Origin of the sequence: Desertibacillus haloalkaliphilus (assembly GCF_019039105.1) — a bacterium.
Classification (GTDB): Bacteria; Bacillota; Bacilli; order Bacillales; family KJ1-10-99; genus Desertibacillus; species Desertibacillus haloalkaliphilus.
Genome location: NZ_JAHPIV010000001.1, coordinates 75,235 through 87,381 on the forward strand (window position 1 = coordinate 75,235; position 12,147 = coordinate 87,381).

Annotated in this window: 12 protein-coding genes and 1 riboswitch; all 12 genes read right to left on the reverse strand. The window is 43.0% G+C overall.

Features of this window, described 5'->3' with window-relative positions; genetic code table 11:
* Window positions 1–8: 8 nt before the first annotated feature.
* The 12 genes from KH400_RS00375 to KH400_RS00430 all read right to left on the reverse strand — a co-directional run bounded on the left by KH400_RS00375 (window position 9) and on the right by KH400_RS00430 (window position 12,098).
* Window positions 9–1,049: a rod shape-determining protein gene (locus KH400_RS00375; protein ID WP_217221173.1), complete on the reverse strand. Its 1,041-nt coding sequence runs from the start codon at window positions 1,047–1,049 to the stop codon at window positions 9–11.
* A gap of 163 nt (window positions 1,050–1,212) precedes the next feature.
* Window positions 1,213–1,887: a RadC family protein gene (radC, locus tag KH400_RS00380; protein ID WP_217221537.1), complete on the reverse strand. Its 675-nt coding sequence runs from the start codon at window positions 1,885–1,887 to the stop codon at window positions 1,213–1,215.
* Between the two features lie 275 nt (window positions 1,888–2,162).
* On the reverse strand, window positions 2,163–2,738 hold the full coding sequence (locus tag KH400_RS00385; protein WP_217221174.1) for a Maf family protein: 576 nt from the start codon (window positions 2,736–2,738) through the stop codon (window positions 2,163–2,165).
* A gap of 193 nt (window positions 2,739–2,931) precedes the next feature.
* The gene (locus KH400_RS00390) at window positions 2,932–4,023 is read right to left on the reverse strand and encodes a hypothetical protein (protein WP_217221175.1); all 1,092 of its coding nucleotides are present in this window, start codon (window positions 4,021–4,023) and stop codon (window positions 2,932–2,934) included.
* Window positions 4,024–4,258: 235 nt separating this feature from the next.
* On the reverse strand, window positions 4,259–4,903 hold the full coding sequence (locus tag KH400_RS00395; RefSeq protein WP_217221176.1) for a hypothetical protein: 645 nt from the start codon (window positions 4,901–4,903) through the stop codon (window positions 4,259–4,261).
* Window positions 4,887–5,480, reverse strand: coding sequence for a PilN domain-containing protein (locus KH400_RS00400; protein WP_217221177.1), 594 nt, complete (start codon window positions 5,478–5,480; stop codon window positions 4,887–4,889). The genes KH400_RS00395 and KH400_RS00400 overlap by 17 nt, the downstream gene beginning before the upstream one ends.
* A 1-nt stretch (window position 5,481) precedes the next feature.
* Window positions 5,482–6,474, reverse strand: a complete 993-nt coding sequence (gene pilM / locus KH400_RS00405) for a type IV pilus biogenesis protein PilM (protein ID WP_217221178.1) — start codon at window positions 6,472–6,474, stop codon at window positions 5,482–5,484.
* Window positions 6,475–6,661: 187 nt separating this feature from the next.
* On the reverse strand, window positions 6,662–7,414 hold the full coding sequence (locus KH400_RS00410) for a prepilin peptidase (RefSeq protein WP_217221179.1): 753 nt from the start codon (window positions 7,412–7,414) through the stop codon (window positions 6,662–6,664).
* 87 nt (window positions 7,415–7,501) lie between these two features.
* On the reverse strand, window positions 7,502–7,930 hold the full coding sequence (locus KH400_RS00415) for a type II secretion system protein (RefSeq protein WP_217221180.1): 429 nt from the start codon (window positions 7,928–7,930) through the stop codon (window positions 7,502–7,504).
* Window positions 7,931–8,003: 73 nt separating this feature from the next.
* A riboswitch (cyclic di-GMP riboswitch) is annotated at window positions 8,004–8,087 on the reverse strand.
* A gap of 88 nt (window positions 8,088–8,175) precedes the next feature.
* Window positions 8,176–9,384, reverse strand: a complete 1,209-nt coding sequence (locus tag KH400_RS00420; RefSeq protein WP_217221181.1) for a type II secretion system F family protein — start codon at window positions 9,382–9,384, stop codon at window positions 8,176–8,178.
* Between the two features lies 1 nt (window position 9,385).
* Window positions 9,386–10,426, reverse strand: coding sequence for a type IV pilus twitching motility protein PilT (locus KH400_RS00425; protein ID WP_217221182.1), 1,041 nt, complete (start codon window positions 10,424–10,426; stop codon window positions 9,386–9,388).
* Between the two features lie 16 nt (window positions 10,427–10,442).
* Entirely contained in the window at window positions 10,443–12,098 is a 1,656-nt protein-coding gene (locus tag KH400_RS00430) for a GspE/PulE family protein (protein WP_217221183.1), read from the reverse strand.
* Window positions 12,099–12,147: the final 49 nt, after the last annotated feature.

Consider the following 12,147-nt stretch of genomic DNA (forward strand, 5'->3'; position numbering starts at 1 on the left):
ACACCTTCTTAGCCTTTTCTTTGCGAGCGGACCGTAATCCCTGCCTTCGATCGAAACAGGTGAAGGTTCTCAAGCGCTCGTCCAGTTCCTAGTGCAACGCAATCAAGTGGCTCTTCAGCAACGAGTACTGGCATGTTCGTCTCTTCACTTAAGACACGATCAATGTTACGAAGAAGAGCTCCACCGCCTGTTAAGACGATGCCTCGGTCCATAATATCAGCTGCTAATTCTGGAGGTGACTTTTCAAGCGTGTTCTTCACTGATTCAATAATCGTTGTGACCGTATCATCTAACGCACCTGAGATCTCCTTTGCTGTGATGGAAACCGTTTGTGGCAAGCCTGTCACAAGGTCACGTCCACGAATATCCATATCCTCGACACCTTCAGGGTCACCAGCCGAACCAACTTCTACTTTTAGCGCTTCTGCTGTTCGTTCACCGATCATTAAATTATAATTTTTCTTAATGTATTGAATGATTGCTTCATCCATATCGTCACCTGCAACACGGATTGATTGACTCGTTACAATCCCACCTAGGGAGATGATAGCGACTTCTGTTGTTCCGCCACCAATATCAACGACCATGCTCCCTGTTGGCTCCCATACCGGTAGATCCGCACCAATCGCAGCCGCAAACGGTTCTTCAATTGTGTAGGCTTCACGTGCACCTGCTTGCTTGGTTGCATCTTCAACCGCTCTTTTTTCAACTGCTGTAATGCCAGATGGTACACATACCATCACATTTGGCTTTCTTGTAAAGATCGAGCGATTTTTTTGTGCTTGTTTAATGAAGTATTTCATCATTGTTGCCGTTGTGTCGAAGTCTGCAATAACGCCATCCTTCATTGGGCGAACAGCAACGATGTTTCCTGGCGTACGTCCAATCATATTCTTTGCATCATTCCCGACAGCCTCAATCGAACCCGTATCCGTCCGTAAGGCAACAACAGATGGTTCTCTAACAATCACACCTTTGCCCTTCACATAAACGAGCGTATTCGCTGTCCCTAAATCTATACCTAAGTCTTTTGAAAAACCACCAAACATCTATGTATCTCCCTTCATGAATAACGCAAAACTCATAAGCTTTATTATACTTAATTATTGCCAAAAAAAATAGCCTTAAAGTTCACCTTCGATAATTTTACATTTTTTTCACTCCGAATGGAAAGAGGCTTACCCGAATTTAAGTCGAAAGCTTCACTTTTTGCTATTGAACGTATCCTTTTTCCTTAAGACTTATATATTTTTGATCACCAATAATGACATGATCAAGTAGCTCAATACCTAGAACCTTTCCACTTTCAGCCAATCTCTTTGTCACTTCGATGTCCTCGTGACTCGGTGTTGGATCACCAGATGGATGATTATGAAGACAAATCATCGAGGCGGCTGAACGTCGAAAAGCCTCCTTAAAAACTTCGCGTGGATGAACAATGCTTGCATTTAAACTACCGATAAATACTGTTTGTTTATGAATGACTTGATTCTTCGTATTTAAATATAAGCAAACGAAATGCTCTTGAGTTAAAAAACGCATTTCATCCATCACATAGCGCGACACATCATCTGGGGAACGAATCACGTAACGATCTTCTGAGCGTAAGCAGCTAATTCTTCTACCGAGCTCAAGCGCTGCACGTATCTCAACCGCTTTTGCACGGCCTATCCCTTTGATCGCTATTAGCTCTTCAATGGTCGCATCCTTTAATAAATGCAAGCCATCAAAATGCTGCAACATTCGTTGCGCAAGTGAAATCACAGATTCATGACGTGTACCACTTCGCAACAATATCGCTAACAGCTCTTGATTCGATAAGTATTTTGCACCTTCATTAAGCAGGCGCTCTCTCGGCCGTTCACTGACAGGAACATCACGAATCATTAATCGATTTTCTTCCAATAGAAAGTTCCTCCCTTACCTATTGTTTACAATCAAACAGTTTTCATGTACATTGAATCGCTTTTTTACAGTGCGTGTTCAAAAAGGAGGACAAAAAGAACCGAGAAGTTCGAGGCGGCGTAGCTAGGATAGTGTAGCGTATGCTGTTCATACGTGAGCAGCGCACATGCAAGCCAGCGAAGAAATTCGACGGTGATTTTTACTGGACTTTTTGAACATCCTCTTACTATGTTGCAATTAGTGCCTTGAATGGTTAGTTAAGAGACCTGTGGGGTAATCCCAAATGACTTCAACTCACGAACCGTGCGCGCAAGTGGTAGCCCAACGACCGAAAAATAGTCACCTGCTATCGACTTGACAAGCGTTGCACCAAAGCCTTGGATGCCATAGGCACCTGCCTTATCAAACGGCTCATTGGTGCTGACGTATTGCTCAATCTCGTCAGCAGTTAACTCCCAGAAGGTGACGCTTGTTCTTTCATGGAATGTTCGAGTTTGGTCTTTGCTGACAATCGCAACCCCAGTATAGACCGCATGCTCTGTTCCTGAGAGTTGGCTGAGCATCGCTCTTGCATGATCAGCGTCCTTCGGTTTTCCGAGAATTTGCTGATCTAAGGCCACAACTGTATCAGACCCGAGCACGATAGCATCAGGATTTTTTTCAAAGACATCTGTTGCCTTTTGGCGAGCTAACGATTCGACAGCTTCACTTGGAGTGTGGTTGGGATTGATCTGTTCGTCTATTGAACTTGTGGATATGGTAAAAGGTAGAAAAGCTTGTTCGAGAAGTTCTTTACGGCGTGGTGAACCAGAGGCTAAAATAAATGTTTTCATGAAGAGATCATCCTTTACAATAAAAATTTACGGTATCTTTTATTGTACAAGGATTACCATTAGAATACCAAATTACACAACCACTCGCAACTCCATTTTTTGAACATTCTGTAACCTTAAGCTGATTTAGCTACCATTCGAGGGACAGGCACCCTAGGTACAATGTTTTAACGTTGTACCTAGGTGCAATGATTTATGAAACACTTAACTGATCCATTAATGCTTCATAAGCGAGCATTGCCTGTAATAATGATTGTTGCACACCCCACATCTGGCTAGCCTGTCCCTGTTGCTGATAACTGCTGACTTGTTCAACTGCAGTTGCGATCGCTTCTGTAAATGGCTTCGCATTTGCTTCGATTTGTTCACCAGCTGATTCAAAAAAAACGGCACTTGTTTGCTGCCAGTGCTGATGTTGTTCATTCAGTGACTGAACATTTTCCGCATTAATTAACGAGCCGTTGCCTGCGATCCCATTCACTGATAACGCAATCAATTCTTGCCAAATCGCGACCCCATCGACAAAAAAGTTAACCGCTTCAGTGCTTTCGATGTTCGCTCCAGTTGCAGGAACGGCAAACGATTTAATATACGTTTCTTGCCCTTGTGACTTATAGTAGTCACTAATCGCCGTGGCTTGCTCTCGGTCTTGTCCAAGTCCAATAAACATATAGACTGGATCACTTCCTTCAGTCAAAACAGCTGGGTAACCGGCTTGGTTTAGGCTTGTAACAATTTCATTTCCTTTGACAGACGTTGAAAAAGCGCCACCTTGTATGACCTCTGCCTGAAGGGTCGGAACCTCAGATAACTCACTAGTCACAGGCAATGCTCCGCTTGTCCCATTTAAAGTCGCATCCTGTTGGGACGGTTCATTTGTAAAAACGGTTAAAACCATAAAGCCAAAACTTAAACCAACGATAATTGCAGAAACGACCGAAACCAATAATCCAACAGGAAGTGTCTGTAATGAGAAGCGTTTGTGATTGCGATGCTTTTTCTTCTTCCTTTTATATGGAAGCTTAGGGCTTTTTTCACGATTGCCATCATCCCAAAACGGCTGACGATTTTTCTTTCGCTGATTTAACTTCTTGCCGAAATCAATAATTTTCGTTCGAGGTGTGTCTGGTTGCTCGTTCTGTTGTTCGTCGACAGTTGGAAGTTGTTCTTCCGTGAGGTTATATGTACGTTCTTCGTTGTTATCATGATGATCAGTTTGGATTTCCTCGTACGATTGCTCTTGTCCATTTAGCTTGATTGAAATTCGCCGGTCCTCTTTGTTCATCGTCTCCAGCTCCTTTCTACGGTCTGTCCACATTAGAGGCTTGTCAACATGCTACTTATTTCTATTCTATTATATTGAACAGATTGATAGAACTAGATTTTGCAGATATTTGTGATTTTTCAATGTCGCTTCGCTCCTCCGCTTTTAATGATCTACTTTAGAAGGTATCATAATTGGTTTAAAAAAGAACAAGACATTTGTCGCCTTGTTCTTGAAAGTTTTGTCGGAACACACCCTATTGATTAGGGTAGTAATACGTTTCTATATTTACTGAGAATGCAATCACTTCAGATGGATTTTCAGCAAAGAGGAGCTGTTGTTCATTTGGTTGGGTAAAGTTAACTTGTAGGATTGAAGTTAGCCGCTCTCTTGTTTCTAACTCTTCTAGAAATGATAAGAAGTGATCATAATCTGGAGAAACAACTTGAAGTGACAAACCGAGCACATACACACCCTCTGGCGGTGTTAGTTCAGGTCCAGGCTCCTCACCTGCCTCTGCTTGCTCTTGTTCACGTTCTTCGTTCCGATAATTGACCACACTCTCATCCAATGCCCCATCATATTGATTGAAGGAAATCGATTCAATTCGACTGTTACTTACGGTCTCTACCTCACTTAATGACAGTAAATACCCGTCAACCTCACGATCAAGTGGCATTTGCCGTTCAAGCTGTGTAAGATTGGCGTCCGTTGCACCTCCTCGTTCAATTTCTGATCGCAACGCCGCAATTTGTCGTTCTTCAGCTGTGATCAACTGTTCAAATTCACTCTTTTCATGTTCTAACGGGAGGAGAAAAAAATAATAGAACAACGCTAACAATGAAAATAGAAACGCCAGACTGACTAAAAGCTTAGAGCGATTTTCAATGAGCCATTCCATGACGACTTCTCTCCTCCTTCCTTAATTCAAGCGGATCTGCTTGCAGTGACAAACTTACATCATAACGAGGTATGACCTTAAATTGGTTGGTCTCTCCTTCATGTTCAAACGTATGTACCGAGTTGATTTGCACATCGGCAACAAACGCTGACCGTTCTAATTCAGTCACATATGCAGCTACGTCCTCTAATGTTTCGAATTGAACTTGAATGCCTGTTTGACGGTTTTGATAATTATACGAGCTTAAATAGCCGTGGCTAGGTAAGCGCATATTCAAATCTGAAATGAAGATTGTCGTCGGTACTTGGAGGCCTTCTGTATAATCAATCGCTTCACGTAAGCGAATACCGATTTCCTCTCCTTGAACAATCCCAACCTCTTCCTCAAGGTCCGCTCGTTCTATCACAAGGCGGTGATATTCTTGTTCAGCCGATTCGACATCTGCTTTTAGACTCATATACATCACAAGTAAAGCCGTCGTAAACAAAATAAAAATCAGTGCAAAGATGACCAATGTGACCGTAAAAAGAGGACGTTTTTTCTCACGATTAGGAAGTAAGTTGATATCAACTAACAAGTTATGTCACCTCTTTCAACGACAGCCCGATCGTCGCTATAAACCCTTGCGAAAATGACTGTTTTCCATCAGTCTCTTTTGCTTCCGTGATTGAAACTGGAATTTCAACACGCTCAGCGAGCTGTTCTTTAATGCCAGTGAGGTACGGATGATCACCAGTGACTATGATGTTTGTCACTTGCTTGTTCCCTTGGTGCATCGAATAGCGGTAAAAGTTTAAAATTCGCTCAATCTCCTGGAGCTGATCATCAAGTTTGGACCAAATCTCTTCTTCATTCCCTTTGTAACGCCAGCTTAACTGCTTCGTTTCTTGTTGATAGCTGCTTGTCCACGCATCGTTTCCGAGGTCAAGCGTTTGATGTCGAATAAATTCAGGGTGATGCTCTGAAAAAATACTAATATTCACAGTCGTTAAATCGAACTTCGCAAACAAGTAATTGCTCTTCGTCGCGGCAATATCTTGTTGATAAAAATAACGATATAACGCAAGCGCTGTCACATCGGCTGCTATAGGCTTAAGCTTTGCTTCATCTAGTAATTCAGTATATGTAAGAACTTCATCCTCTGGGGCCGCAAATAAAAATCCCTCACGAACGTCTTGCCCTTCGACTGCTGGCAAAACATGAACATCAAGGACCGGATTAGAAAACGGCAAGTGAATCGAGCTACCAAGCTCCATCATTATATAGCCATTGACCTCATCATCAGCAACATCTAATGGGACCTCAACCTTTTTCATAATCACAGTTGAATCTGGAACAAAAAACTGCACTGGTCTGTTTTTAATGCCCCAATCGCGGACACAACTCTCGATCATACCGACAAAGGCTAGCTCGTCAACAACCTTCCCATTTTCGACGATTCCCGCCGGTAACTCTCGTTCACGCGTACGCACGACGCCAGGCAGTGTATGATTTTTATTTTCAACCATTCGAACGACGTAATCGTTGATCGTTAGACTAATCGTTTTTTTATTCGCTTTAAACGTAAACATTGCTACGGTCTCTCCTTTGTCGTCAAACCCTCGAATCAGCTTATCCTCTCTGTTCAGGAAGCCCGTCTGGGTCCCTAAAACGGAAAAGCCTAGGATAAGCACCTAGGCCTTTTGTTACATGGTAATAATCTTATTTCAGTATAAACGATATGACCTTCTAGTGGTAGAGCACTGCTGTCAAAAACAATTAGAGAAATTGTACATACCAATGCCAAAGGCTTTCCCCGAAGAAATAAATGACAAGCGCACCGATCGCAATAAAAGGACCAAAAGGGATGGGATTTTTACGCTTCACTTTTCCTGTCATCATCATTATTCCCCCAACAACAGCACCGATAAACGTTGCAGCAAACAATGTTAACAGCACGTCACGCGTCCCGAGTATGAACCCGAGCACAGCAAAAAGCTTAACATCCCCGCCCCCCATACCACCACGGCTGACGATGGCAATCAAATAGAGAAGTCCGCCACCTACAAAAAAACCAACAATCCCGTCCCACCATGGCTCATGTGGAATAAGCACAGTGATTGGAATGAAAACGATAAAGAAAAACAATAAAATTTTATTTGGTATAAGCATCTTATGTAAGTCAGAAATCGTAATGATGACCAGTAACGAAATGAGAAGGAGTGCAATTAATAACTCACTCGTCCAGCCAACGAGCACGGCTGCGACTAAAAACAAACACGCCGTTAGCCCTTCAAATAACGGATACTTGATAGACACCTTCGTCCCGCAGCCTTTACACGTTCCTCGCTGAAATAGATACGATAGCACCGGAATCAACTCAGATGCTGATAAGGTACGCTGACAGCGCGGACAATGCGAGCGCGGCTTGACAATTGATTCGCCATCAGCAACACGAATACCGACAACATTGTAAAAAGAGCCAAGGACAAGGCCGAGGATGAATATATAAATATAAAGGATCGTTTCCATGAGATCAGTCCTTATTTAAAAATAGAGTGGAAACTAGTTTATTAGGTTCCCACTCTATTTTTGTAACGTCTTTAACTTTCTGTTTGCCTATTCTTCCAGACCTTCTAGATAATCGATAATTTCTTGTTCAGTAACAAGACCGTCAACATCATTTATTTCATCTAAATCAGCTACATCATGCCCATCAATCGTCCAATCAGCTTCCGTACGAGCAACAGTAATCCCTACATCATCCAAGTCTACACCATCAATATAACGTGTAAGTTCATCATTATCACAACCGTCGTTATCAGCACAATCCCTATTTGCCTCAGCACTACTAGCTGCATATAGCTTAGCACCTGAGATAATATTTAACGCATCAGAGGCGGTTGCACGATCATCCGTATCCCCAATTATATTCCCAATCGCCGGCACAGCAATCGCTGCGATGATTCCTAAAATAACAACAACGGCTAACAGTTCGATCAACGTTAGACCGCGTTGATCCTTTAATAATTTCATTCGTTTGATCATTCTTCTCTCTCCTTTGTTTTCTAAAATCATTACAACGTTCTATAAAAAAGACCAATTTTATATTGCATCGCAAAACAAAATTGGTCGGTTGCACTAATCGCTCCGGGTTATCCAAGTGCCCAAATGAAGATAACCGTTCTTTGCGTCCCTTTTTATCATCGTCGTTTTTACCTAGGAAAACACGACTACTTTGTTTCCTACCTAGAATTTTATACCATAGAATAGACCAATTGTATAGCTATTTTTTAAAAAGCGTTAAAAATTTCAAACATTGGTAACATAATCGCTAAGACGATTGTCCCGACGATGCCGGCTAATAACACAATCATTAATGGTTCGATTAACGATTTTAGAGAATCGACACTTCGTTCTACCTCATCTTCATAAAAGTCCGCCACTTTTGCGAGCATTAAATCTAAGGATCCCGTCTCTTCACCGATTTGCACCATTTGTGATACGAGTGGTGGAAAGACCCAGCTATCTTCAAGTGGCTGTGCTAATGAATTCCCCTTTTCAAGGCTATCTCTCGCTTCAAAAATCACCTTTCCAAGCACCGGATGATCGACGACCTTTTCAACGATCGTTAATGCTTGCAGGATCGGTACCGAGCTTGCAAACAATGATGAGAGCGTACGCGTCATTCTTGCGACAGCCGCTTTCTGTAATAGTTTCCCGAACAGCGGAGTTTTTAAACTGATATAGCCGATCCAATAACTGACACGTTCATCTCGTTTTTGTAAAAGAATGATGCCTATAACAATTAGGGCGATTACTAAAATCAACAGCCACCAATACGCTTGGACGAAGTCACTTGCGTCTAGGACGAAGACTGTAATTGCAGGCAGCTGGGCGTCGAATTGGGCAAACATATCAACAAACGTTGGTACGACAGAAGCTAATAAAAACATCACAACCCCGACCGTCACTAGCCCGATCGCAATTGGATAGCTCATCGCTGATTGAATTTTCTTTTTGAGTTGGAATTGCTTTTCAAAATAAGTGGCTAGCCGGTCGAGCGTTTCATCCAAATTCCCACTCGCTTCACCAGCCTTCATCATGTTCACAAACATTGATGGGAAGACTTTGCGATGCTTTTCCACCGCAGCAGAGATCGCTGTACCTTTTTGTAAATCTTCGTCCATTTGCTGAAGGACTTTTTTTAATGCTTTACTTTCTGTTTGCTTCGCTAAGATTCTCGTCGCATCAATAATCGTAATCCCCGCTCGTATTAACGTCGCGAACTGGCGGCAGTAAATGACGAAGTCCTGGCTTTTGACGGGATTTCCGATCGTGATGTCTTGCTTCCATATGCTTGGCTGCGTTTCAACGATCTCAATTGGCATCAGGTTCATTTCCCTTAACATTTGGACAGCCTGATTTTTAGAGCGGCTTTCTATGGTGCCTTTCTTCCGTTGACCACGACGGTTCTTTCCAATGTATTTGTACGTTGGCATCTTACACTTCACCGTCGCCTAAATATTGTGTAGCAATGTCAGCTGAAATCCGCTTTTGGTCACGAAGTTGCTTGATCGCCATTTCAAGTGTGTGCATGCCTTGGGCTCGGCTCGTTTGCATCACACTTTTAATTTGATGGTTTTTCTCATTACGGATCAGATTCGCCACTGATGGCTGATTAACGAGCACTTCTGTCGCAGCTACTCGGCCTTTCCCATCTGCTGCTGGAAATAAGCGCTGGGCGACGATGCCAACGAGAGTCGCTGCCAGCTGGATACGAATTTGTGGCTGTTGATGTGGTGGGAACACATCAATGATTCGGTCAATCGTCTGTGGTGCACTGCTCGTATGAAGCGTTGCTAAAACAAGGTGCCCTGTTTCCGCTGCGGTAATCGCAGTGGAAATCGTCTCTAGGTCACGCATTTCACCGACAAGGATAATATCGGGGTCTTGACGTAACGATGCCCGTAAGCCGTTCGCAAACTTTTCAGTATCAAAACCAACCTCCCGTTGATTGATAATGCTGAGCTGATGCTTGTGAAGATACTCGATCGGATCTTCTAGCGTAATGATGTGCTTGGAGTAGTTGCGGTTAATGTAATCAATCATCGCTGCTAGCGTTGTTGATTTCCCTGATCCTGTTGGTCCAGTCACTAAAATTAACCCTTGTGGCTTCTCCGCTAACGTTTGTAACACCGCTGGCATTTGTAAATCTTCTAAACTAGGTACCTTCGTTGGTATCACCCTGGCAACAAAGCTGATGCATGAGCGTTGCCGATAGACATTTAAGCGAAAACGTGAGACACCAGGGATTCCGTAAGAAAAGTCATATTCCCCTCGTTCAACAAAGTCATCCCAGTGTTTCTCTGGAATGAGTGCTCTCGCCATTGCTTCTGTTTCACTCGGAGTGAGCGCTTCTTTCCCATACTGCTTTAACGACCCGTTGATGCGAACAATCGGTGGCGCTCCAACGGTAATGTGTAAATCAGATGCATTCGTTTCAAAGGCGAGCTTTAGTAAATCTTCAACCTGTTCTTTCATTATGTTCACCCCCTATTTATTCCGCTAGTGACACTCGTAAAATTTCCTCAGTCGTTGTAATCCCCTGCTTCACTTTGATTAACCCGTCATCAATGAGAAAAATCGTTCCATTTTTTAACGCATAGCGACGAATCGCAGCAATCGGTTCGTTGTTCATAATCATCGCACGGATCTCATCGTCGATGCGGAGGACTTCATGAATCGCAATCCTGCCACGGTAACCCGTCATATTACAGCTCGGACAGCCTTTTGCACGGTTGACTGTATTGATTGTTAAGCCACGTTTTTTAAAGATCTCTTTCTCACGTTCGGTTGCTTGTTCCGGTTCAGTACAGTCTCGACAAACTCTACGCACAAGACGCTGTGAGACAACACCAGCAAGTGATGACGCGACTAAAAATGGCTCAATGCCCATGTCGATGAGGCGGGTAATCGTTGCAATCGAATCATTCGTATGAAGAGTACTTAAAACGAGGTGCCCTGTTAATGACGCACGAACGGCAATTTGCGCCGTTTCAAGGTCACGAACTTCCCCGATCATAATAATGTCTGGGTCTTGCCTTAAAATTGAACGCAATCCCCGCGCAAATGTCATGCCCGTATTCTCATTAACATTGACTTGTGAAACCCCCTCAAGCTGATACTCAACCGGATCTTCAACGGTAATAATGTTCACTTCCTCGGTATTGAGTTTGTTGAGTGCGGCGTATAGGGTCGATGACTTCCCTGACCCTGTTGGTCCCGTAATTAAAACAATCCCATTCGGCTGGGTAATCATATTCATAAATAACGAATGGTTGTATTTGTTTAAACCAAGTTTATCAATGTTATTAATCGCTGAACTCAAATCAAGCAGCCTCATCACAATTTTTTCACCATAAATCGAAGGTAACGTTGCCACGCGAATATCAACCGGCTTAAAATTAATGTTCATCTTAATCCGTCCATCCTGTGGGACACGACTTTCGGTAATATTCAAATTCGACATGATCTTAATTCGAGCAATAATGACATTTTGCATATGCTTTGGCAGCGTACGCTCGGTATGAAGCACACCATCAATACGATACCGGACGCGAACTTCATTTTCCTGTGGATCTATGTGAATGTCACTTGTTCGTTGTGTAACCGCATTTGTAATGATTTGGTTGACGAGACGAACAACGGGAGAGTCATCATCGGTTATTCTTGTTTCCTCAATGTCCTCGTCGGTCGGTAGATCCCCCATCAATTCTTCCATCGACTCTTGAAGGTCGTAGTGCTTGCTAATCATCCGCATTAATTCATCTTTGGTTGCAATCCCAGGCTCGATCTGAAAGCCTGTCGCCATTCTCAATTCTTCAATCACGAAATAATCCATTGGATCAGCCATTGCCACAAACAGCTTATTTCCTTCCTTTTTTAGCGGAATGACGTTATGACGTTTTGCAAGCTCTTTTGGAACCATCTTAACTAGGTTAGTGTCGATCGGATAACGGTGTAAGCTAATATGAGGAATCCCAAGCTGAAACTCAAGCACTTCAATTAATTGTTGTTCGGTAATGTACCCTTCCTGTAACAGCGCATCCCCTAGTTTTTGATCGGGTGATTTTTCCTTTAAGGCGACCTGTAATTGCTCTTCTGTAATTAACCCTGATTCAACGAGCAAATCACCTAAACGTTTTCTTGCCATTGTCACTCACCTGCTTTCCCTAATGGACCGTGTCTAAAAAAGCACCCCT